Genomic DNA, 23,538 nt, shown 5'->3' with positions numbered 1-23,538 from the left:
CCCACAGGAGAAAAGCAGTATGAATAACGCACTGGGACTGGTTGAAACAAAAGGGCTCGTCGGCGCTATTGAAGCCGCTGATGCCATGGTGAAATCCGCAAACGTGCAGTTGGTTGGTTACGAAAAAATCGGCTCAGGCCTTATCACCGTTATGGTTCGCGGCGATGTCGGCGCAGTGAAAGCTGCCGTAGATGCAGGAAGCGCTGCAGCAAACGCCGTTGGCGAGGTGAAATCCTGCCACGTTATCCCGCGTCCGCACAGCGACGTTGAAGCCATTTTACCTAAATCCGCATAAGTCGTTGCAACCAAGGAGCACAGCGTGAAGCAATCACTGGGATTACTTGAAGTTAGTGGTCTGGCATTAGCCATCAGTTGCGCGGACGTCATGGCGAAAGCCGCCTCCATCACGCTGGTGGGCCTCGAAAAAACCAACGGTTCAGGCTGGATGGTGATCAAGATAATCGGGGATGTGGCCTCCGTCCAGGCGGCCATTTCCACCGGTGTCAGTTTCGCTGACCAGCGAGATGGACTGGTGGCTCACAAAGTCATATCCAGACCAGGGGATGGCATTCTGTCACATAGCGTCACCCCGGAGTCTGAGTCTGAGCCAGTGCCCGCCCCGACACCGGTCGTACCACATGAAGAGATCCCTGAGGACCATGCAGCGCCCGAAGCGCCACAAGATGCAGAGTTGATTAGCTGCAATCTGTGTCTTGACCCTGCCTGCCCCCGTCAAAAAGGCGAGCCGCGCTCTCTTTGTCTGCACTCAGGCAAACGAGGTGAAGCGTGATGGATAAACAGCAACTGGAGACAACGGTCACCAAAGTTTTGGATGAAATGCGTGAGCGCCCTATTCCGCTAGGGATCTCTAATCGTCATATTCATCTATGCGCTGAAGATTACGACCGCTTGTTTCCCAATCACCCTATTAGTGAGAAAAAAGAGCTGCTGCAGCCCGGACAATATGCAGCAGACCAGACCGTCACGCTGGTGGGACCAAAAGGTCAGTTAAAAAATGTGCGCTTACTCGGCCCACTGCGTAGCACCAGTCAGGTCGAAATTTCTCGTACCGACGCTCGTACGTTGGGAATTGCTGCTCCACTACGGATGTCAGGCAGTATCGAGGGCACGCCAGGCGTTCGCCTTATCAGTCCATTTGCTGAACTGGACTTAGCATCCGGGGTAATCGTCGCCCAACGCCATATCCATATGTCGCCGCTCGATGCCCTAATCCTGCGCGTTTCCCATGGCGATAAAGTCTCTGTTGCCATTAATGGCGATGAACGTCGACTGATTTTCGATAACGTCGCCGTACGCGTTTCGCCGGATATGCGCCTTGAGATGCATATCGATACCGACGAAGCCAATGCTGCGGGCGCAGATAATCCGCAGGCATTTGCCACACTGGTGAGCCCACGATGAACAACGAACTGCTGCAACGCATTATCGAGGAGGTTGTTTCCCGATTAAAAAAACGCGCGGAAAGCACGCTCTCGCTTAGCGTCGCGCAGTTACGGGAAATCGAACCACGGACATTATGCTGCCAGTACTCGTCGCTCCACCTCCTGCAGGCGGACCTGCCATTGCTGAAGCAAATTGCCGAGGGCTGCGCGGACAACATATCGGTGGTAACGATCCACGAAGCGCTGGCATGCGGAGTCCGCGTGAAAATTTCACTACAACACCGATTGTTACCCGCTATCCCCGTTAGAAAACTTGCACGTCTGCCTCTGGAGTTCAGTGACGAGCTGGGGCGAATCATCGTTTTGCATCCTGACAAACTTCTCAGCTATGCCGACGTCGCCCAACTGAAGGGGGGCGTTCTGGTGCTACGTCGTCGATGTGTCGTGACGGCTCTGGCTCAGGACGCAGTCGGTACGCGAAATGTCCAATTGATTAAGCAGGAGTGAGCTATGCATCTGGCACGGGTTACAGGCGTTGTGGTTTCCACGCAAAAATCCCCATCACTGGTGGGGAAGAAACTGTTGCTGGTACGTCGGGTGAGTGCGGACGGAGAGCTTCCCGCGTCCCCTGTGAGTGGAGATGAAGTCGCGGTTGATTCTGTCGGCGCTGGAACTGGAGAACTGGTATTACTCAGCAGTGGCTCCAGCGCCAGACACGTTTTTTCCGGCCCTAATGAGGCCATCGATCTGGCTATCGTCGGCATTGTCGACACGCTTTCTCGTTAGGAGGAACTATGGCGATTTATACCCGCACTGGCGATGCCGGCACAACGGCCCTCTTTACCGGGCAACGCGTGAGCAAAACGCACCCGCGCGTCGAGGCTTACGGTACGCTGGACGAACTTAATGCGGCGCTTAGCCTGTGTGTTTGCGCAGCGAAAAACCCGCAGCACCGCCAGTTACTCGAAAACATTCAACTGCAGCTTTTTTGGTTCAGCGCCGAACTGGCAAGCGAAAGCGAACAGCCAGCGCCAGAGCAGCGCTACATCAGCTCAGAAGAAATTGCCGCGCTGGAAGCCGCCATCGATACCGCGATGGGGAGAGTGCCCCCCCTACGCAGCTTTATTTTACCTGGCCGCAGCGAAGCCGCCAGCCGTCTGCACTTTGCCCGCACGCTGGCCCGCCGCGCAGAGAGGCGACTGGTCGAACTCTCCACCGAGATTTCCGTCAGACACGTGCTGATGCGTTATATCAATCGCCTCTCCGACTGCTTATATGCGCTTGCACGAGCAGAAGATCATGACGCCCATCAAAACAACATTATTCAGAAAGTGGCGGAGCGTTATCTCGCAGCCATCCGTACATCAGCCACCAGGGAGCCGGCTATGTCTCTGTCTTTTCAGGAACTCCACCAACTCACTCGCGCTGCGGTAACGAGAGCAGAAGAACTTCAGGTTCCGGTCGTCATCAGCATTGTTGATGCGAATGGGACCCAAACGGTGACCTGGCGCATGCCTGACGCATTACTCGTCAGTAGCGAACTGGCACCGAAAAAAGCCTGGACCGCCGTGGCAATGAAAACCGCCACGCATGAGCTGACATCGGCAGTGCAGCCAGGCGCCGCGCTTTACGGTCTGGAAAGCCATATGCAGGGAAAAGTCGTCACCTTCGGTGGCGGGTACGCATTATGGCGTGAGGGGTTACTCCTTGGGGGTCTTGGCATCAGCGGGGGAAGCGTTGAGCAGGATATGGACATTGCAGAAACGGCCATTGCGGCAATTAACGTGAGAACACATCAATGAACACTTCAGAACTTGAAACCCTTATTCGTAACATTTTGAGTGAGCAACTTGCCCCGGCCAAAGCAGAAGTTAAGGGTAATGGAATTTTTCCGTCCGTTAGCGAAGCGATCGATGCCGCTCATCAGGCTTTTCTGCGTTATCAGCAATGTCCATTGAAAACCCGCAGCGCCATCATTAACGCCCTGCGAGAAGAGCTGACGCCTCACCTTGCTTCATTGGCTGCTGAAAGCGCTGCCGAAACGGGAATGGGCAACAAAGAGGATAAGTTCCTTAAAAATAAAGCTGCGTTGGATAATACCCCGGGTATCGAAGATCTCACCACTACGGCGCTTACCGGTGACGGCGGCATGGTGTTATTCGAGTATTCACCCTTTGGCGTGATTGGTTCCGTCGCCCCCAGCACCAACCCGACGGAAACCATTATTAACAACAGCATCAGTATGCTGGCTGCGGGAAATAGCGTTTATTTTAGCCCACATCCAGGTGCAAAAGCGGTCTCACTGAAGCTGATTACCATGATTGAAGATATTGCTTTTCGCTGCTGCGGGATTCGGAATCTTGTCGTCACGGTCACAGAACCCACTTTTGAGGCTACCCAGCAGATGATGGCGCACCCTAAAATCGCAGTTCTGGCGATTACCGGTGGTCCAGGCATTGTTGCTATGGGCATGAAAAGCGGGAAAAAAGTCATTGGCGCAGGCGCAGGCAATCCTCCCTGCATTGTTGATGAAACAGCCGACCTGGTTAAGGCGGCGGAAGATATCATTAATGGCGCATCCTTTGATTACAACCTCCCCTGCATTGCTGAGAAGAGCCTGATTGTTGTTGATGCCGTTGCCGAACGACTGGTTCAACAAATGCAGTCTTTTGGCGCAATGCGACTCAATAGCGAAGAGACAGACAAACTGCGCGCAGTTTGTCTGCCAGAAGGAATAGCCAATAAACAACTGGTAGGGAAAAGCCCGGCAACCTTACTGGAAGCCGCGGGAATACCGGTTCCGGCAAAAGCACCTCGATTACTGATAGGTATCGTCAAGGCTGACGACCCATGGGTTACCAGCGAGCAACTGATGCCAATGCTCCCCATCGTAACGGTGAGCGATTTTGACAGCGCGTTAACGTTGGCCCTGAAGGTTGAAGAGGGATTGCATCACACCGCCATTATGCATTCGCAAAATGTGTCACGTCTGAACCTTGCCGCGCGCACGCTTCAGACCTCCATTTTTGTGAAAAATGGCCCCTCTTATGCTGGGATTGGCGTTGGTGGTGAAGGCTTTACCACCTTCACCATCGCAACGCCGACCGGCGAAGGAACGACATCTGCGCGCACTTTCGCACGCTCTCGTCGTTGCGTGCTGACAAACGGTTTTTCTATTCGCTAATGGGGCCGTTATGAAAAGCTTTTCACTGCAAACTCGATTGTACAGCGGCCAGGGAAGCCTGGATGTGCTTAAGCGCTTCACGAATAAGCATATCTGGATTATCTGCGATGGTTTTCTCGCGCGTTCTCCCCTGATTGAAAAGCTGCGCGACGCGCTGCCAGCGGATAACCGCATCAGCATTTTCAGCGATATCACCCCCGATCCCACCATTAGCACGGTAGTACAAGGGATTGCGCAAATGCAGTCCCTACGACCGGACGTCGTAATTGGTTTTGGCGGTGGCTCTGCACTGGACGCCGCAAAAGCCATCGTCTGGTTCAGCCGACAGTTCGGTATTGAGATTGAAACCTGCGTTGCAATTCCCACCACCAGCGGCACGGGATCGGAGGTGACCAGCGCCTGCGTGATTAGCGATCCGGATAAAGGCATTAAGTATCCATTATTTAATAATGCGCTTTATCCGGACATGGCCATCCTTGATCCGACGCTGGTCGTCAGCGTTCCGCCAGCCATAACCGCGAATACCGGCATGGACGTATTAACGCATGCGCTGGAGGCTTACGTATCCACGAAGGCCAGCGACTTCACCGATGCGCTGGCTGAAAAAGCGGCACAAATCGTCTTCCAGTACCTGCCTGTCGCCGTCAGCAAAGGCGACTGCCTGGCAACCAGAGGAAAAATGCACAACGCGTCAACGCTCGCGGGAATGGCATTCAGTCAGGCTGGTCTGGGTATCAATCATGCGATTGCCCATCAGTTGGGCGGCCAGTTTCATCTGCCCCACGGACTTGCCAATGCGCTGCTGCTGACCCATGTCATTCATTTTAATGCCCGCGATCCGCGGGCTGCGAAGCGCTATGCCCGTTTCGCTAAAGCCTGCCACCTATGTCCGGATAACGCGAACGATACGGCGGCACTGAATGCGCTAATTCGTCATATAGAGCTACTCAAAAAACAGTGTGCGTTACCTTCTTTTGCTGACGCGCTTAAAGACGGAAAGCAAGCCTGGTCACAACGTATACCGTCGATGGTTCAGGCCGCGCTGGCTGATGTCACGCTGCAAACCAATCCTCGTGTTGCCGACGCCAGCGCCATGCAGGAACTGCTTGAGGAATTATTATGAAGACAGCCATGACGGCAGAGTCCACGCTTTATGATGCGCAGACAATTCGCGAACGCGTTCGCGCAGCGGGTGTTGTCGGGGCCGGAGGCGCAGGCTTTCCTGCTCACGTAAAATTACAGGCGCAGGTCGATACGTTTCTGGTCAATGCGGCAGAATGTGAACCGATGCTGAAAGTTGACCAGCAATTGATGGCCGTTCAGGCTGAGCGACTTATCCGTGGCGTTCAATATGCCATGACGGCTACCCGGGCCAGGGCCGGTATTATTGCGCTCAAAGAGAAATATCAAAAGGCTATCAATGCGTTAACGCCCCTTCTGCCTGCCGGGATCCGCTTACATATTTTGCCTGATGTCTACCCGGCTGGTGACGAGGTTTTGACCATCTGGATGGCAACGGGCCGGAGAGTTCCGCCTGCCGCGCTGCCGGTCAGCGTCGGCGTGGTGGTCAATAACGTCCAGACTGTACTCAACATCGCCAGAGCCGTTGAGCAGCAATACCCGGTTACGCGTCGTACCCTGACCGTTAACGGCGCGGTCGCCAGACCAATCACTCTTACCGTCCCTATCGGAATGTCTTTACGTGAGGTTCTGGCGCTGGCCGGTGGTGCTACCGTTGACGATCCCGGTTTTATTAACGGTGGCCCGATGATGGGCGGCCTGATTACCTCACTGGATACCCCAGTCAGCAAGACCACCGGGGGACTGCTGGTTTTACCAAAGTCTCATGCGTTGATTCAGCGGCGGATGCAGGATGAACGCACCGTGCTTTCCGTCGCAAAAACCGTTTGCGAGCAGTGTCGTTTGTGTACGGATTTGTGCCCAAGACATTTGATCGGCCATGAATTATCGCCGCACCTGCTGGTTCGCGCGGTTAATTATCAGCAGGCGGCCACACCGCAGTTACTGCTCACGGCCCTGACCTGTTCAGAATGCAATGTATGTGAAAGCGTAGCCTGTCCGGTTGGGATTTCACCGATGCGAATTAACCGCATGCTTAAACGCGAGCTACGGGCGCTCAACCATCGTTATGAAGGGCCGTTAAATCCTGAGGATGAAATGGCGAAGTATCGGCTTATTCCGGTGAAGCGCCTTATTACCAAACTGGGCCTTAGCGACTGGTATCACGATGCGCCACTGACTGAGACTGATTATCCCACGGATAAAACGACGCTGTTGCTACGCCAGCATATTGGTGCCAGCGCCATCCCATGTGTACTGCAGGGCGAACACGTTGTTCGCGGTCAATGCGTTGCCGATGTGCCGTCCGGTGCATTAGGGGCACCTGTCCACGCCAGTATTGACGGTATTGTCAGCGAAATTACTGAGCAATCCATCACGGTAATAAGAGGTTAATCATGTCTCAGGCTATAGGGATTTTAGAACTCACCAGCATTGCCAAAGGAATGGAAGCGGGCGATGCCATGTTAAAAAGCGCGAATGTGAATTTACTTGTCAGCAAGACCATCTGCCCGGGTAAATTTCTGCTCATGCTCGGTGGTGACGTAGGCGCAGTACAACAGGCGATCGCCACCGGAACTTCTCTTGCTGGCGATATGCTCGTTGATAGTCTGGTACTACCCAACATTCACGCCAGCGTACTTCCTGCGATCAGTGGACTTAACAGCGTGGATAAGCGTCAGGCCGTGGGCATTGTTGAAACATGGAGCGTTGCGGCCTGCATCTGTGCCGCCGACCGTGCGGTTAAAGCCTCCAATGTCACGCTGGTACGCGTCCATATGGCATTTGGTATTGGCGGCAAGTGCTACATGGTTGTCGCTGGCGATGTGTCTGATGTGAATAACGCAGTGACAGTTGCCAGTGAAAGTGCAGGTGAAAAAGGTCTGTTGGTTTACCGTTCGGTCATCCCTCGTCCGCATGAAAGCATGTGGCGACAGATGGTGGAGGGATAATGGAAAGACAACCCACCACGGATCGTATGATTCAGGAATATGTTCCTGGCAAGCAGGTTACGCTGGCGCATCTTATCGCTAATCCGGGTAAAGATTTGTTCAAGAAACTGGGATTACCAGAGTCGGTTTCCGCAATCGGTATTCTGACGATTACCCCCAGCGAAGCCTCAATCATCGCCTGTGATATCGCCACGAAATCCGGGGCGGTAGAGATTGGTTTTCTCGACCGTTTTACCGGCGCTGTGGTACTGACGGGCGATGTTTCCGCCGTTGAGTACGCGCTGAAACAGGTAACCCGGACGCTGGGCGAAATGATGCGTTTTACCGCCTGTCCTATCACCCGGACATAATCTCATGAAACGCATAATGCTAATTGGCCCCAGCCAGTGCGGTAAAACGTCACTCACGCAGTGCATGCGGGGAGAGGCGCTTCATTATCAGAAGACCCAGGCCATTGTCTGGTCTCCCACAACGATAGACACTCCGGGTGAATATCTCGAAAACCGCTGCCTGTACAGCGCGCTGCTGGCCAGCGCCTGTGAAGCAGACATCATCGCGCTGGTTCTCAATGCTGACGCGCCGTGGTCACCTTTTTCTCCAGGTTTTACTGGCCCGATGAACCGACCCGTTATCGGCCTCGTCACCAAAGCCGATTTAGCCAGCCCGCAGCGTATTTCTCTCGTGGAGAGTTGGTTAGTTCAGGCTGGCGCGCAACAAGTATTTGTCACCAGCGCGCTGGAGAATACCGGGGTCGATGAGATGTTCATTTTTCTGAATGCAAAGGAACCTTCATGTCTCACAAAATAATGGCCATTAATGCAGGCAGTTCCTCGCTTAAGTTTCAGCTCCTGGCGATGCCGCAGGGTGAAATGATTTGCCAGGGACTGATCGAGCGTATCGGTATGTCTGATGCGCAGGTCACCCTAAAAGCACCAGCGCAAAAATGGCAGGAGACTTTGCCCGTAGCCGATCACCGTGAAGCAGTAACGCTGCTACTGGAAAAACTGCTCAGCCACAATATTATCAGCAGTCTGGAAGAGATCGACGGCGTAGGCCATCGCGTCGCACACGGTGGAGAATCCTTCAAAGATTCCGCACGGGTAACCGATGATACACTGGCGGAAATCGAACGCCTTGCGGAACTGGCACCGCTTCATAACCCGGTTAATGCGTTGGGGATTGCGATATTTCGCCAGCTACTGCCGAAAACGCCAGCCGTTGCGGTTTTTGACACGGCTTTTCATCAGACCCTTGATGAGCCTTCTTTCATTTATCCCCTGCCCTGGCGCTACTACTCAGAGCTGGGTATTCGTCGTTATGGTTTTCATGGTACCAGCCACAAGTATGTCAGCGCTCAGCTTGCTGAAAAGCTGGGGGTACCGCTCAGCGCCCTGCGGGTTGTTTGTTGTCATCTGGGCAACGGCAGCAGCATCTGCGCTATCAAAGGCGGACACTCGGTGAATACCTCCATGGGATTTACGCCGCAGTCTGGCGTAATGATGGGCACGCGAAGTGGCGATATTGATCCATCCATTCTGCCGTGGATTGCCCTGCGTGAAGGCAAAACCCCGCAGCAGCTCAACCAATTGCTCAACAATGAGTCCGGATTACTCGGAGTTTCTGGTGTTTCACCCGACTACCGGGACGTTGAACATGCCGCAGATACGGGCAATCACCAGGCAGCACTGGCGTTGACGCTTTTTGCCGAGCGGATTCGCGCCACTATTGGCAGCTATATTATGCAGATGGGCGGTCTGGATGCGCTGGTGTTTACCGGGGGAATTGGTGAAAATTCAGCGCGTGCTCGCGCCGCGATTTGCCACAACCTGAATTTCTTAGGTCTGGCCGTTGATGAAGAAAAAAATCAGCGTAACGCCACCTTTATTCAAACGGAAAATGCGGTGGTTAAAGTGGCGGTGATTAATACCAATGAAGAGCTGATGATAGCCCAGGACGTTATGCGTTTAGCGATATCAGAAACTGTGACATTGGGCATTCCCGCCTGATATTGCCGCACCGCAAATTGCGGCAAATCATGGTAATAGCGCGATCGCCATGACACTATGCGCCGAGGATTGCTGAACACAAAGGTGAAGACGTGGCTGTTGCGCAATGTCCCGCATCGTGCGGAGAACTTATCCAGGGCTGGATTCTGGGCAGTGAGAAACTGGTCTCCTGCCCGGTCGAATGGTATAGCACCGTTGAGGTCACTTCAGGCTCACCGCTGACAGATGAACGTCCACTTTCTCGGGCAATGGTTGACAGGTTATTACAGCACTGGCAGTACCCGGCGCATCTCAGTCAGGATATCCGGATAGATGTTCAGTCAACCATTCCCATCGCGAAAGGAATGGCCAGCAGCACTGCGGATATTGCCGCCACGGCCATCGCCGCAGCGCATTATCTGGGTCATCAACTGGACGAGCCAACACTGGCACAGCTTTGCGTTTCTCTGGAGCCAACCGACAGCACCGTTTTTCGTAAGCTAACCCTTTTCGATCATAACAACGCTTCCACGCAAATTGGTTGTGAAGCTCAGCCTCAACTCGATCTGCTGGTTCTCGAAAGCCCTGAAACATTGCGTACCGCGGATTATCACCGTATTCCACGTCATTCCGGCTTGCAGGCGGGAGCTGCGGCCCTCCAACGGGCATGGGAAAAAGTACAGGAAGCCTGTATTAGCCAAAATCCTTACCGGTTGGGAGAAGCGGCTACGCTTAGCGCAATCGCCAGCCAATTGCTGTTACCAAAGCCGGATTTTGATTCACTATTAGCGCTGGTGGAAGAATGTGATTTATACGGCGTCAACGTCGCGCACAGCGGCAGCGTAGTCGGACTGATGCTGGACAGAAATCGTCATGATGTGGATTACATTAAATGGATGCTGACGCAGAAAAAACTTACGATTCACTGGCCAGAACAGCATTTGTTACGCATGGTAACGGGCGGGGTCGAACTGCAATAAGGGTCGCCGCACGGCAGCGACCCGGACAAGCATAAAATCGTTACTCGGCTTTCGCTTCGCCGTTTTTCACTTCGCCCATGGCTTTCAGCTTTTTAGAGATATCGCGGCGTTCTTTAGAGATCTCTGCGTTTTTGATGATGTAGTCATCAACACGATCTTCATAATCGCTTTTCATGCTGGCAATGATGCCCTGAATCGCTTCCACGCTCATACCAGGCTTGATGTAGTCGCTCAGGTTGTCCAACAGCAGAACGCGTTTCTGGTTGTCACGGATCTTTTTCTCAACGTCCTGGATTTCACGTTGCAGTTTGTTTTTACGACGGAACAGACGAACAAATTCCAGCACGTCCTGGAAAGAAGGCTTGGTAGTTTCCATTTTTACACCCCTGATAATGTGAGATTCGGATTCGTTAAAACAACGGCTAAAGTGGGTCAACATTACTTTCATGCCCGCCATACTTCAAGTTGCATCTGCATCGACAATGCATGGTTGAAACCTGAGTTATCGAGGGTAAAGCCATTGCAGTTACCAATGGTTTTAGCCTTTTTCAGTATCATACCTCTAATCTTTGCTGAATCGAAGCAGCAGTAGAACCAATCCCCTCATCTGCTCTTTATTTGCGCAGTGCGCGACAGATTAAATGTGAGAGTAACTCCAGCTGTCGAGCCATCTCCATGTTCAACCAAACGTAGCCGTGAATGGGCGTTTCTGCGACATTATCGCCTTTATGCTCAGCAATAAGCTGACGCAGCTCTGCTACGGTGTCATTGAGCTTTTCCGTATTGGCAAGCACTGGCTGCGGATTACCTTCATACAAGGCGTGGGTTATTGTCAGTAGTGCCTGCTGGGTCCTGAGCTGAGTTTCACGCAGCGTATGCGCATTCAACATGACAAAGTGGCTGGTACGGCTGGCCCACAGCGCATTAATTTGCAGCTCGAGCATGCAGACCAGATTGCGATTCACCGTCTGAATAGCCTCAAAGATCGACTTTTGAATGCGGGTTTCCTTGCTGGCAGGAGCGATGAGCCCACGCATTTTGACAACGTCGCTCAACAGTTGTTGTAAATGCTTTTCCAGCCGCGGTTGCTCGAGCAGATTGGGGGATAGCGCGGCCTGATACACCCGATTGTACCCCGTTACGCAATGCGCCAGTTGGATACGCCAGTGTATAAATGCCCGCTGCGGCCAGATGCCGGTAAACAGCATCGCCAGTAACGACCCCAGAATAACATCACCGCCGCGCCATAACGCGGTATTCATATCTCCGGCAGGCGCACCCACGACCACGGCAAGCGTTATGCCAATCAGCAGCGCCTGATACGGCCTTTTACCCAGCGCCAACCAGCCGCAGAGAAACATCGCTACCGCGCACCATATCAGCATTAACGGCAGCGAGAAGAGTTCCAGACGCAGGGCAACCAGTCCCAGGACCGAGCCCAGGATCGTGCCGCCTATACGTTCAAAGGCCCTGGGAACAACGTTACCCCAAAAAGATATTGGCCCCATAATCACCACCAGCGTGATCAGAGGCCATGTACCTTCGGGAATGTTTAACAGGCGTACCAACAGAAAAGTAAGGAGAAACGCCAGCGCAATGCGAATACCATGCACCACACGATAATGACGATACAAACGAATTTCAAAAGGACTCAGCGATTTGTCTGCACGCACTCATGCACTCCGTCAGGGAATAGCAAAGAAGCGAATTGTACCTGTTTTTAGCGTGAAAAGATCATCCTGATTTACACCCCAAACAGTTACTTCGTCTGCACTGGCACGTACATTTCAATGTCCCAGTAACCGTCCTCCATGCCATTGTTCATATAAACTTCAAAGCAGGGTTTAGCGGCTATCGTATAAGTTGTATCCTGCAACAGGCGCTCGAAGAACTGATACCAAGGCGTCGCAAAATCGTGATTCTCAACGCGCGCAACAGCGACAGCATAGTCGCCACCCGCCAGTTCGGTGAGGATCACCCCTTCGCTGTTTTCCGGGATTTCAAAACCTTCAGGCACAGAAACCACGGTATCACAGCGCAATTTTTCCGCAGGAACAACATCAGGGTTGTCGTAATAAACAGCAATCCATTCCAACGGCACAATCTGTTTACCGTCGACCCACTTCATTAATTGCTCAAACCCCTGCTTCACCGTTTGTTCCCACGGTCCAACCATATGGAAACCGGCAATCATGCGTTTTTCGACCAGCTTTATCTCGTACTCCATACAACCTCCACTGTTACACTGTATTTATATACAGTGTAATTTCTGGCTATGTCGGCCACAAGGAAATAGTGATTATTATGTGAGCAGATTCGCACTCTTGCCAGTCAGACGCATCAGGAAAAACTACGACTTGTGGTGGAAATAGTCGCTCAGACGCGAGAAAACGCCGCCTTCGCCGACGGATTCCAGCGTAACCAGAGGCCAATGTGCCACCAGCTTATCCCGATCGTAGAGTTCAATTTCCCCCACACGTTGATGCGCAGCGATGGGAGCAACCAGCTCTTTCTTATCAAGGACATATTTTGCTTTGATGTTAGGGACTTCTGCTTTAGGCAGGGCCATCCAGAAATCCTGCTCGGTTCCGAGGCTGATTTTTTCTTTATCGCCATACCAGATGCGTTCAGTGCCAACCTGCTTACCGCTACGCAAAACCTGCACTGTATCGAAGTTGTGTTGCCCCCATTGCAGCAGTTTACGCGCCTGATCTTCGCGCCCTTTCGCACTCTCCGCGCCCATCACCACCGCAATCAGGCGGCGCTGACCATCGACGGCGGAAGCAATCAGGTTAAACCCGGCACCGGACGTATGCCCTGTCTTCAGGCCATCTACGTTCATAGTTTTATCCCACAACAAACCGTTACGGTTTTGCTGTGTGATGCCGTTCCAGGTAAGGCTTTTCTCACTGTACATATGGTAGAAATCCGGTTCCCCGTGGATGATAGCGCGGGACAGCACAGCCAGGTCGTACGCCGAGCTATGCTGACCCGGCGCATCCAGACCATGTACCGTTTCAAAATGGGTGTCCTGCAGGTTCAGTTTTTGCGCATAGTTGTTCATCATCGCGACAAACTGCGGCTGCCCTCCAGCGATGTAATCCGCCAGTGCCACGCAGGCATCATTACCGGAATCAACAATTAACCCACGACTGAGGTCGCGTACCGAAACGCGATCCCCTTCTTTCAGGAACATCAAGGATGAACCGACAAATACCGGATTATCTTTTGCCCATGCATCGCGCCCGACGGTGACAATATCTGTCGGACTAATACGCTTGCTGTCAATTGCGCGATCGACAACATAGCCAGTCATCAGTTTCGTCAGGCTGGCAGGATTGCGCTGCTGGTGTTCATTACCGGCTGTCAGGATTTGGCCCGTGGTGTAATCCATTAACACCCATGCCCCGGCAGTAATCGCAGGAGGTTGTGGGGCGAAGCTCACGGCATCGCTCGCCCAGGCGGGCGAAAAACTCATCGTTAATAGTGAAGCGGCAATAAACAAACGGCGTTTCAACAGCATGTCCTCAGGAAAGGGAGAAATAGCCGTTCTTTTTACGGAAGTTCTGTCGAACAAACATGGATAAATTGCAAGAAAATGTGACATAAGGCACATTTTCTTGCTATCAGGAAAGGGTTTCAGAGACAAACCTCGCAGGAACTACCCTTTACGCGGCGCGGTCTCTGCGTGATGACTGCGATGGCGGTGATAACCATCGATCATACTGCGAAAAATTTGCCCCGGTGTGTCACCCAGCGTGCACAGGTAAATATGCGCGCAGATGAACAGTAAGCCCACAATCGCTAATGCCATATGCAGCACCAGCATCACCGGCCCCGCCCCTACCACCTGCGGGTAGAGACATAGCAACCCGGTGATGATCAGTAGTGGAACCAGGGCGTACATGATGGCCAGGTAGGCCAGCTGTTGCAGCGGGTTAAATTTGTCCTCTGCCGTTGCGGCAAACGGGTGCGGCTCACCTTTCATAATGCCATACAGATAAAAGCGTGTTTGCAGCAGGCAGCGTGATATCAACCCGCTAAATTTCACGCGATAATGGCAGCCGTTACCGCTGGTTGCGTTTATTAACACAAAGCCAATCCAGAAGGCCAGCAATGCGAAGCCACACCAGGTATGTACCTGCACCATTAAGGCCACCGGTCCGACAGAAAAGTGGCCAAACAGGCCGCTCAGCAGAAGCAGGATAAAGAGCAGCGCATTACCCCAGTGCCAGCGGCGGACCGCCAGCGAATAAAGGTAGTCCCGATGCTCTTCCCCGGTTGCCGTTTTGGGCGCCAGCATCCGACGTAACAGCGCGTGCGTGACCAGACCCGCAATCATCAGCACAATAATAACGCCTGCATAAATGAGCCACAGCGGCCAGTAGTCCGGCGCATAGTGAAGCTCTGCTCCCCAGATAGAATTCATACATTACCCTCCTGATGGCTCTCTTTACGCCGATAGACACTCACCGGGCCGCTACGCGTATCCTGCTGGCGATAAACCTCTTTTTGATTAATCCAGTGCTGAATTTCCGGGTCATCGCGACGACCAAATTTCAGCGCATCCGTCGGACAAACGGAAACGCAGGCTGGCGATTGTCCGACCTCCAGGCGAGTATCGGCGCAGAAGTTACATTTGTCGGCAATCCCCGTTTGTGGGTTGAGGTAGCGGACATGGAACGGGCAAGCGGCAACGCAGTAGTCACAGCCAATACAGCGAGACTTATCCACTTGCACAATGCCATTTTCGTCACGAAATGAAGCACCGGTAGGACAGACGCTGACGCACGGCGCATCTTCACAATGCTGACAGGAAACGCGAACAAACTGGAAGTGGGACAGCACCTCGGGTTCATGTTCGGGTGAACGGATCTGCACTTGTAGGCGACTAAATCCCTCCGGCACGTCATTCAATACCTTGCAGGCAACCGTACACGCCTGACAGCCAATACAGCGTTTCTCGTCATGCAGCATGACATAAGGGTTTGTTGATTGATTCATGATATTCTCCTTTCTCATGCCCGACGAAGCGTGACGCCAGCGGTGTGCACCACCGTACCGGAAACCGAACTGGTAACATGCGGAAGCAAATTACCGCAGTGAATACCGTGCGTCGTCGCCGCGGTTTTAGCTCCCGCCTTGGCGCCAAATCCCATATAAACGAACAGCGTATCGGGTCGTATTCCGGCAGTAACCAGCGCTTTGCCTTTTTCCTTACCGGTCGCATTTTCCAGCCAAATCTCATCGCCGTTTTTGATGCCTTTTTCACGGGCCGTTTGCGGGTGGATCCACACCGCGTTATCCCACATCAGCTCACTCAGCAGTGGTACATATTGCGTCGCGCCGTTAGTATGCACCGCAACTTTTCCCTGAATAAAATAGAGTTCATTGTCGCCTTTGAGGGCAAAATTGCGGGCGCGCGGAATACCGTAGCCAGGCAAAAGTGCTTCCAGCTCTTCAGAGTAGAGTTCAATTTTTCCAGACGGAGATTTAAAGCGCAGTTGCTCGCCATAGGTACCGTCGCCATCAACCGCCACTGCGCCCGGATAACGCGCCACAAACTGACGCACCGCTTCAGGTTCCCGCAGCAGCAGCGGAATCCCCCACTCCCGATATCCTTTCTGACGCAGTTCAGCGGAAAGCGCATGATCGCCATTAAGCTGGTACAGCTGCCGTGTCTGCATATCCTGCCAGGGGTAGAACTGCCCAAGGCCTAACTGCACGGCCAGCTCTTTCCAGATTTGCCAGCTCGGACGCGCATCCCCAATCGGCTCTACAACCTGCTGGCGCAGGGCATAGGCCGGATTCAGGCCCGACATGTCAGAGACTTCTTCATCACGTTCAAGGTAGGTGCATTCGGGTAACAGATAATCGGCATATGCCGCGCTTTCGCTTAAATAGACATCGCAACTGACCACCAGATCGAGTTGTTCGACGGTTTTGACCAGATCAGGCCGACAGGTCACGGTTTGGAAAGGATTGTGGCGGGACATAATCCATCCCTTCACCGGATACGGCGTCTGGTTTAACACGGCATCGATGATGCTTTGCACCACGCCGCCGCCCGCCGCGATGTACTTGAATTGTGGGGCAACCAAATCGATGCGCTGCGCCGTTGGCTTGGGCAATTTGGCATCAGGTTTTGCCAGCACCGGAGCGACCTTCTCTCCGGCCAGCTTATTGTAGGTTGCCGCGGCTTTTTTCTGGTACAAGCCGCCTTCACGCTCAATATTTCCCAGCAGCGCATTGAGGGTGAAAATCATACGCCGCATATCAATTTCTTCTTGCGAAAACGTCGCGCGATGGCCAGGGCTGACGATAGCATGAGGCGCACAGGCGGCCATTTCGCGGGTGACCCGAACAATGACATCAGCAGGCACGTCAGCCTGCTTTTGCGCCCATTCCGGCGTGGTCTCTTGTACTGCTTCTGCCAGTTGGTCAAACCCTGTGGTGTAGCGTGCAACGAAGTCCGCGTCATACAGATGTTCATTAATCATGACGTGACACATGGCCATTAACACCGGCAAGTCGCCGCCCGGCTTGAGCGCATGCCATTCATCCGCCTTGCTGGAGAAAACTGACAAACGGGGATCGAAGCTGACCATTTTTGCGCCCTTTTCCTGCGCGGTCATCAGTTCATGCGTTTCGGCAACCTCAATACCTTCATAGAGATTGTGGCCAAAAGAGACCATATAACGGGTATTGGCGATATCCATAGCCAAATCGCCACCCATCATCACTTTGGCGGCAATCGATTTTCCGGCGGGGCATGTCGACGCATGCGTAAAGGTGTTTGGCGATCCAAACGCCGTTGCCAGCTGAAATAAATGACCCGAAAGCGAACCGGATTTGGAAGAGAATACGACCCCCTGAGGACCATGCTGCGCTTTTATTGCCGTCATTTTTTCGGCAATTTCTTTGTAAGCCTGTTCCCAACTAATAACCTGCCATTCTCCGCTGCCGCGAGGCCCTGTGCGTTTCATGGGTTTAACAATACGGTGCGGGTCGTTGACCAGGCTAACACCACTGCCTCCGCGCGCGCAGACACGCGTGCCTTGTTGAGGCGCATTAGGGTTCCCCTGAATAAAAACTGTCTTGTTATTAATTACCTGTGCCTGTATTGGGCAACAATAAGAACACATTTCGCACAAGCTTGGCGTCAGGGATGTTTTCCCCTTAATGCTCTCTGGAGAATTTCGCGCCAGTGCGCCAGGCGGAAAACTGCCTATCGCGCAGGCCGAGCAACCGATACCCACTCCTCGCAAAAAATTACGCCGACTAATGCTCATATAACCTCCTGTTATTAGATATATCCAATTATTATATGGTGTTTAAATTATTAATTTTTAACCTCACTCACATTTCATTAGAATATAGAGCAGTTAACCGCCAAAATAAAAAACCATTGTTTATAAAAGAATTTTAAAATTTCCAGAACACAACAAATCAGCACTAAATAACAATAATGGTTCTCATTTATATTATTTATCAGCTCATAGATTTCAGAAAATTTATTCCAGTAATGTCCCTTAACAGTGCAAAATTTATTAATCAATTCTATTAAATCCTGTTCATCTCAATTTTATTGCGTACATCATTCAGCATTGATAATCGCTTTGCTGATTACCTCGCTATTTTTTGGTATTCTTGGACGAGCGCTAAATTGATCCCGGACATAACTGAACAATGAATGACGGCAAGCAGCAACCTGGTTTTCTCTTTCACGATTACGAGACCTTTGGTACCCATCCGGCGCTGGACAGACCCGCGCAATTTGCGGCTATCCGCACAGATAGCGATTTCAACATCATCGGTGAACCTGAAGTCTTTTATTGCAAACCCGCAGACGACTATCTGCCGCAGCCTGAGGCGGTGCTGATAACCGGTATCACACCGCAGGAAGCGCGTGAAAAAGGAGAAAATGAAGCCGCTTTTGCTGCGCGCATCCACGCCCTGTTCACCGTGCCGAAAACCTGTATCCTGGGCTATAACAACGTGCGCTTCGATGATGAAGTGACGCGCAACATCCTGTATCGCAATTTCTACGATCCCTACGCCTGGAGCTGGCAGCACGATAATTCACGCTGGGATCTGCTGGATGTGATGCGCGCCTGTTATGCCCTGCGTCCTGAAGGAATTAACTGGCCGGAAAACGACGACGGCTTACCCAGCTTTCGCCTGGAGCATTTGACCAAAGCCAACGGTATTGAACATGCCAATGCCCACGATGCGATGGCCGATGTATACGCCACAATTGCCATGGCGCAATTAGTGAAGTCGCGCCAGCCGCGCCTGTTTGATTATCTCTACAGCCATCGCAATAAGCACAAGCTGGCCGCACTGATTGATGTCCCGCAAATGAAGCCGCTGGTCCATGTTTCGGGGATGTTCGGCGCATGGCGCGGCAACACCAGTTGGGTGGCGCCATTAGCCTGGCATCCTGAGAATCGCAACGCGGTGATTATGGTCGACTTAGCCGGTGATATTTCACCGCTGCTGGAACTGGACAGCGACGCGCTGCGTGAGCGGCTCTACACTGCTAAAGCTGATCTGGGAGATAACCCAGCCGTGCCGGTTAAACTGGTGCACATCAACAAATGCCCGGTACTGGCACAGGCGAATACCTTGCGCCCGGAAGATGCCGATCGCCTTGGCATTAACCGCCAGCATTGTCTGGATAATCTCAAAATACTGCGCGAAAACCCGCAGGTTCGCGACAAAGTGGTGGCCATCTTCGCCGATGCGGAACCCTTTACGCCATCAGATAACGTAGACGCACAGTTGTACAATGGTTTTTTCAGCGATGCCGATCGTGCCGCGATGAAAATCGTTCTGGAAACTGAGCCGCGCAATTTACCGGCGCTGGATATCTCCTTTGTCGATAAGCGCATTGAAAAGCTGCTGTTTAACTACCGCGCACGTAACTTCCCCGGAACGCTGGATGAAGCCGAACAGCAGCGCTGGCTGGACCATCGTCGTCAAATATTCACGCCGGAGTTTTTGCAAAATTACGCCAATGAATTGCAGATGCTGAGCCAGCAATATGCAGATAACAAAGGGAAACTGATGCTGCTGAAGTCACTCTGGCAGTATGCGCAAGAGATTGTATAACTCCCACGTATAAAAAAACCGGAGAACATGTCTCCGGTTTTTTTTATCTAAATACAGTTATTACGCGATATCTTCGTCGTACTGTGGCACCGGGTTACGGAAGCTTTTGGTCACGCAAGCCAGGTAAATCAGACCAATAGCGGCCCAGATCAGACCCAGAACCATTGAACTCTCTTCCAGGTTCACCCACAGCGCACCAACGGTCAGCGCACCGCACATTGGCAGGAACAGATACTGGAAGTGGTCTTTCAGCGTCTTGTTACGCTTCTCACGGATCCAGAACTGGGAGATCACCGACAGGTTAACGAAGGTAAACGCCACCAGCGCACCGAAGTTAATCAGCGCCGTCGCCATCACCAGGTCGAAGTTAATTGCCAGCAGAGCAATCGCACCAACCAGAATGATGTTCATGGACGGAGTACGCCATTTCGGGTGGACATAACCGAAGAAACTTTTCGGGAACACACCGTCACGCCCCATCACATACATCAGACGCGCTACGCCTGCATGCGCCGCCATACCTGACGCCAGTACGGTAATGGTAGAGAAAATCAGCGCGCCGACCTGGAAGAACTTACCAGCGACATACAGCATGATTTCCGGCTGCGAAGCGTCCGGATCCTTGAAGCGTGAGATATCCGGGAAGTACAGCTGCAACAGATAGGTGGAGACGATAAAGATCAGGCCACCAATCAGCGCGGTCAGGAAAATCGCCCGTGGGATCACACGTTCAGCGTCTTTGGTCTCTTCAGACAGGTTGCTGATACCGTCAAAACCGGTGAACGAGAAGCACAGGATAGTCGCTCCCGTGATCATCGGGATCACATGCGCATCACCTGACCAGAACGGACGGCTGCTCGCCAGCGTACCGGCACCTTCCCCTTCGAACACGCCATAAACGACCATGCCGAGGATCACTGCAATCAGCACCACCTGCAACAACACGATGACGGTGTTGAAATTCGCAACAGATTTCAGACTGCGCAGGTTAAAGGCGGTCATAAAGGCCACCAGCGCCACCACGAATATCCATGACGGTATCGACGGCACCAGAGCTTCAAAATAAATTTTCGCCAACAGAATGTTGATCATCGGTGCGAACAGGTAGTCCAGCAGTGATGACCAACCCACCATAAAGCCAACGGTCGGGCTAATGGATTTCTGGGCATAAGTGTAGGCAGAGCCTGCAGACGGATAGCGACGCACCAGTTTACCGTAGCTCAGTGCGGTAAAGAGGATGGCGATCAGTGCAAAGGCGTAAGCTGTCGGGACGTGACCATCGGTCATTCCTGATACGATACCGAATGTATCGAACAGCGTCATCGGCTGCATATAGGCAAGGCCCATCATGACAACCGGAACCAGCGTAAGCGTTTTACGTAATTCCACGCGAGAGGTGTTTGGAGTAGCGTTATGCGACATGGTTATCCCCCATTACGGCGAAAACCGTCGCGTAAGCAAAAAATTGCCCCATTTTTTGTTAATCCTCAGCGACAACAACTGTCGATTTTTAAGTAAGTATCTATCCGGTACGAAGCCCGGCCTCTTTTATGAATGATTGGTTTGATGCAAAAAAATAACCGACGCGTATTAAAACGTCGGTTAATGTCATTTTTTGCAAGCGGCGTATTTTGCACTAATTTGGAGAGAAATAACAAGAGATTGAAGCTACTACAAAAGAATATTTTTTCTTAACTGATTGATTTATCAGCAGCCGTTTTAACATACACCCCCGCAATAGCACTATTTGCTAAAATCTCATCCCGCCACCAGGCACTGGCCAACCCGGCAGTCTGTTCATTCCAACCTATCCACACAGGTTCAAAGATAATTTGTGCGACCACCTTTTTCTCAATCAGAGCGCCACTTTCCAGAAATCGCTGTGCCAGGTAGCGCGGAATATAGCCGCATCCCAGACCACTGATTTGCAGTTCCAGCTTGGTTTTGAAGTCAAAAACGGTGATGGCTTCCTGATCGTCAAGCACCTGGGAGCCGGAGACGTTGGCATGCTGTGCATTGTCGCCCACCACAATCGCGCGAAAACGCCGAATAGTGCGACGATTCAACGGCTCCTGTTCCTGCGCCAGCGGATGATGCGACGCAACCACAAACACCTGCTCCAGAACCCCTAGCTGCGCAAAGCCAAATTCGCTCGCGGCAGGCGGCTCATGTGTGGCGCCGACAATAATATCCGCCCGCCCCTGAGTGAGGGCATCCCAGGAGCCGCCCAGCACGCCATTGATAAATTTCAGGCGCGTCACACTGTGGTGTTGATAGAAAGATTCGATGAGTGGGGCCAGCAGCGAAAAGGGAAACGTATCATCTACGCCAATAACCAGTTCATTCTCCCAGCCTTCGTGAAGTTTAATCGCCTGCTTTTCGAGTTCGCGGACGGTGTGCAACACCTCCCGCCCCTTTTCCAGCAGCATCTGCCCGGTACGGGTAAACTTAGCCCGATGTCCGCTGCGATCGAGTAGCTGAATATTAAGATCGCTTTCCAGCTTATGGACGGTGTAGCTCAGCGCAGACGGCGTCTTAAACAATTTTGCCGACGCCGCAGCGAAACTGCCCTCTTTTTCCAACGCATCGAGGATGATAAGAACGTCCAGCAGTGGTTTCATACTCGCCCCCTGGCGGTATCAGCGGCACTCTGCTGGTCTGTCACTCCATCGGCATCACCAGCGGGTCAGGATACTGGTACTCAAACCCAAGCTCGTTACAAATACGGTTGCCATCAATGACTTTACCTTTACCGTTATCCTCATTGCCACGAAATTCCGGCGGCTCCATCCCCAACTGGCGGGCCATCTGTGGATAGAACACATTGCGCGCCGGATGCATAGGCGCACATATATTATAGATGTGTCCCCCTTTTGGCGCTTGCAGCAGCAAAGAGATGGCGGAAACCACATCATCCAGATGCACCAGATTGACGCCATGGTGTCCATCTGGCGCCGTCTTGCCAGCGAAAAAACGACCGGGATGTCTTCCTGGGCCGACAAGTCCGGCCAGGCGCAAAATATCCACCGAAGTGCCGGGTAAATTGTGCAACCAGTCTTCAAGTTCTTTCAAAACGCGACCACTTGCCGTGACCGGGTTACGCGGAGTCCCTTCTTTCACGATGCCTTGTGCATCGCCATAGACCGACGTCGAACTGGTAAAAATAATCCGCGGGATACGGTACGCCAGCGCACTGTCGACCAGCTCCTGCATAGCCTGCAGGTAAAATGTCTCCCCCGGACCGCTACGGCGCGCAGGTAGCGTAATAACCAGCACGTCGGCGTCCATCAGTGCGTCGAGATCGTCTGTCTCACAGACCAGTTCAGGCTCCAGGCGCAGCGAGTAGCTCTCTATACCACTCATGCGGGCCGCTTCCACCCCATCCAATGTGGTTTTGCTGCCGGTAACCTGCCAGCCTCTCGCCGCCAGCGACATAGCTAACGGCATGCCTAACCAACCTAAACCGACAATTGCGACCTTTTTCATGCCTTCTCTCCTGACTTTTGGCCTATAACGCAAGGCTACGCTAGCCCACAGTGGCTGACAATTCATAGTATCAATATGAAATGAATTAATGATCAAAAAAAGCCCTTGCTTTCCGTAGCTAAAGTGGTTTAGGTTAAAAGACATCAAATGAATAAACATTCATCGAGAAAATTTATGACACGCGCTCAATTCAAACACCATCATCACCATCATCCTGACTAGTCTTTCAGGCGATGTGTGCTGGGAGACATTTAAATCTTCCAGCGGTGCATGAGCGTATGAGAAAGCCCCCGGAAGATTTCTTCCGGGGGCTTTTTTTGTGCGTGACCCAAACTGATTCAGACAGGATAACGA

The 23,538-nt window shown here is 52.5% G+C and carries 25 protein-coding genes, 1 pseudogene and 1 other annotated feature; of the genes and pseudogenes, 16 read left to right on the top strand and 10 right to left on the bottom strand.

From position 1 onward, the window contains the following. Positions 1-19: 19 nt before the first annotated feature. From pduJ to HV037_RS09845, 14 genes are all read left to right on the top strand, one after another. Positions 20-295 (top strand): propanediol utilization microcompartment protein PduJ, encoded by a 276-nt coding sequence (gene pduJ / locus HV037_RS09910; protein ID WP_181500258.1) that lies wholly within the window; start codon positions 20-22, stop codon positions 293-295. Positions 296-319: 24 nt separating this feature from the next. After that, positions 320-790 (top strand): BMC domain-containing protein, encoded by a 471-nt coding sequence (locus HV037_RS09905; protein WP_169330005.1) that lies wholly within the window; start codon positions 320-322, stop codon positions 788-790. Then, positions 790-1,422, top strand: a complete 633-nt coding sequence (locus HV037_RS09900; protein ID WP_016153533.1) for a phosphate propanoyltransferase — start codon at positions 790-792, stop codon at positions 1,420-1,422. Before HV037_RS09905 ends, HV037_RS09900 begins: the two co-directional genes overlap by 1 nt. Continuing rightward, on the top strand, positions 1,419-1,910 hold the full coding sequence (pduM, locus tag HV037_RS09895; protein WP_103283964.1) for a microcompartment protein PduM: 492 nt from the start codon (positions 1,419-1,421) through the stop codon (positions 1,908-1,910). Before HV037_RS09900 ends, pduM begins: the two co-directional genes overlap by 4 nt. A gap of 3 nt (positions 1,911-1,913) precedes the next feature. After that, on the top strand, positions 1,914-2,189 hold the full coding sequence (locus HV037_RS09890; RefSeq protein ID WP_003030211.1) for a EutN/CcmL family microcompartment protein: 276 nt from the start codon (positions 1,914-1,916) through the stop codon (positions 2,187-2,189). 8 nt (positions 2,190-2,197) lie between these two features. Then, a complete protein-coding gene (gene pduO / locus HV037_RS09885) occupies positions 2,198-3,205 on the top strand; it encodes a two-domain cob(I)yrinic acid a,c-diamide adenosyltransferase PduO (protein WP_016153535.1) in 1,008 nt (335 codons plus the stop codon). After that, positions 3,202-4,587, top strand: a complete 1,386-nt coding sequence (pduP, locus tag HV037_RS09880; protein ID WP_046275686.1) for a CoA-acylating propionaldehyde dehydrogenase PduP — start codon at positions 3,202-3,204, stop codon at positions 4,585-4,587. The genes pduO and pduP overlap by 4 nt, the downstream gene beginning before the upstream one ends. Before the next feature lie 10 nt (positions 4,588-4,597). After that, entirely contained in the window at positions 4,598-5,710 is a 1,113-nt protein-coding gene (locus HV037_RS09875; RefSeq protein ID WP_016156879.1) for a 1-propanol dehydrogenase PduQ, read from the top strand. Continuing rightward, on the top strand, positions 5,707-7,062 hold the full coding sequence (gene pduS, locus HV037_RS09870; protein ID WP_080858873.1) for a cobalamin reductase PduS: 1,356 nt from the start codon (positions 5,707-5,709) through the stop codon (positions 7,060-7,062). The genes HV037_RS09875 and pduS overlap by 4 nt, the downstream gene beginning before the upstream one ends. A gap of 2 nt (positions 7,063-7,064) precedes the next feature. Then, positions 7,065-7,619, top strand: coding sequence for a propanediol utilization microcompartment protein PduT (gene pduT / locus HV037_RS09865; protein WP_003030201.1), 555 nt, complete (start codon positions 7,065-7,067; stop codon positions 7,617-7,619). Next, positions 7,619-7,969, top strand: a complete 351-nt coding sequence (pduU, locus tag HV037_RS09860; protein ID WP_016156881.1) for a propanediol utilization microcompartment protein PduU — start codon at positions 7,619-7,621, stop codon at positions 7,967-7,969. Before pduT ends, pduU begins: the two co-directional genes overlap by 1 nt. A 4-nt stretch (positions 7,970-7,973) precedes the next feature. After that, positions 7,974-8,426 carry a propanediol utilization protein PduV gene (pduV, locus tag HV037_RS09855; protein ID WP_046275682.1) on the top strand — a complete coding sequence of 151 codons (453 nt, stop codon included), beginning with the start codon at positions 7,974-7,976 and terminating at the stop codon, positions 8,424-8,426. After that, positions 8,411-9,625, top strand: a complete 1,215-nt coding sequence (locus HV037_RS09850; protein WP_047357931.1) for an acetate/propionate family kinase — start codon at positions 8,411-8,413, stop codon at positions 9,623-9,625. Before pduV ends, HV037_RS09850 begins: the two co-directional genes overlap by 16 nt. 92 nt (positions 9,626-9,717) lie before the next feature. Continuing rightward, a complete protein-coding gene (locus HV037_RS09845; protein WP_046275680.1) occupies positions 9,718-10,584 on the top strand; it encodes an L-threonine kinase in 867 nt (288 codons plus the stop codon). A 40-nt stretch (positions 10,585-10,624) separates the two neighbouring features. Here the strand turns inward: HV037_RS09845 and HV037_RS09840 are convergent, their stop codons facing one another. The 7 genes from HV037_RS09840 to phsA form a co-directional block, all read right to left on the bottom strand. Then, entirely contained in the window at positions 10,625-10,960 is a 336-nt protein-coding gene (locus tag HV037_RS09840) for a DUF496 family protein (protein WP_003834176.1), read from the bottom strand. A 238-nt stretch (positions 10,961-11,198) separates the two neighbouring features. After that, the gene (locus tag HV037_RS09835) at positions 11,199-12,257 is read right to left on the bottom strand and encodes an FUSC family protein (RefSeq protein WP_016156885.1); all 1,059 of its coding nucleotides are present in this window, start codon (positions 12,255-12,257) and stop codon (positions 11,199-11,201) included. Between the two features lie 86 nt (positions 12,258-12,343). After that, positions 12,344-12,811 (bottom strand): DNA gyrase inhibitor SbmC, encoded by a 468-nt coding sequence (gene sbmC / locus HV037_RS09830; RefSeq protein ID WP_016156886.1) that lies wholly within the window; start codon positions 12,809-12,811, stop codon positions 12,344-12,346. 123 nt (positions 12,812-12,934) lie between these two features. Continuing rightward, positions 12,935-14,107, bottom strand: coding sequence for a serine-type D-Ala-D-Ala carboxypeptidase DacD (gene dacD, locus HV037_RS09825; protein ID WP_181500257.1), 1,173 nt, complete (start codon positions 14,105-14,107; stop codon positions 12,935-12,937). 138 nt (positions 14,108-14,245) lie between these two features. Beyond that, entirely contained in the window at positions 14,246-15,013 is a 768-nt protein-coding gene (gene phsC, locus HV037_RS09820) for a thiosulfate reductase cytochrome B subunit (protein ID WP_019077107.1), read from the bottom strand. Next, on the bottom strand, positions 15,010-15,588 hold the full coding sequence (gene phsB / locus HV037_RS09815; RefSeq protein ID WP_019077108.1) for a thiosulfate reductase electron transport protein PhsB: 579 nt from the start codon (positions 15,586-15,588) through the stop codon (positions 15,010-15,012). Before phsB ends, phsC begins: the two co-directional genes overlap by 4 nt. Before the next feature lie 14 nt (positions 15,589-15,602). Then, positions 15,603-17,876: a thiosulfate reductase PhsA gene (gene phsA, locus HV037_RS09810; RefSeq protein ID WP_181500256.1), complete on the bottom strand. Its 2,274-nt coding sequence runs from the start codon at positions 17,874-17,876 to the stop codon at positions 15,603-15,605. 397 nt (positions 17,877-18,273) lie between these two features. Here phsA and sbcB point away from each other — a divergent pair, with 397 nt between their 5' ends. After that, complete coding sequence (gene sbcB / locus HV037_RS09805; protein ID WP_181500255.1) at positions 18,274-19,698, top strand: exodeoxyribonuclease I; 1,425 nt, start codon at positions 18,274-18,276, stop codon at positions 19,696-19,698. 60 nt (positions 19,699-19,758) lie between these two features. Here sbcB and plaP read toward each other — a convergent pair whose 3' ends face one another. From plaP to HV037_RS09785, 3 genes and pseudogenes are all read right to left on the bottom strand, one after another. Beyond that, positions 19,759-21,120 (bottom strand): putrescine/proton symporter PlaP, encoded by a 1,362-nt coding sequence (plaP, locus tag HV037_RS09800; RefSeq protein ID WP_016153551.1) that lies wholly within the window; start codon positions 21,118-21,120, stop codon positions 19,759-19,761. Between the two features lie 214 nt (positions 21,121-21,334). Beyond that, positions 21,335-22,319, bottom strand: a pseudogene (locus tag HV037_RS09790) (LysR substrate-binding domain-containing protein). A gap of 40 nt (positions 22,320-22,359) precedes the next feature. Further along, on the bottom strand, positions 22,360-23,184 hold the full coding sequence (locus HV037_RS09785; RefSeq protein WP_181500254.1) for an SDR family oxidoreductase: 825 nt from the start codon (positions 23,182-23,184) through the stop codon (positions 22,360-22,362). Between the two features lie 174 nt (positions 23,185-23,358). Here HV037_RS09785 and hisL point away from each other — a divergent pair, with 174 nt between their 5' ends. Further along, positions 23,359-23,406 carry a his operon leader peptide gene (gene hisL / locus HV037_RS09780; RefSeq protein ID WP_100250077.1) on the top strand — a complete coding sequence of 16 codons (48 nt, stop codon included), beginning with the start codon at positions 23,359-23,361 and terminating at the stop codon, positions 23,404-23,406. Then, positions 23,382-23,504: a sequence feature (His leader region), on the top strand. Its footprint overlaps the gene before it by 25 nt. Positions 23,505-23,538 lie beyond the last annotated feature (34 nt).

It is taken from the genome of Citrobacter sp. RHBSTW-00017, from assembly GCF_013797615.1.
Lineage (GTDB): Bacteria > Pseudomonadota > Gammaproteobacteria > Enterobacterales > Enterobacteriaceae > Citrobacter > Citrobacter braakii.
The sequence above is the reverse complement of the archived record's forward strand: the minus strand, read 5'-3'. Positions and strand labels throughout refer to the sequence as shown.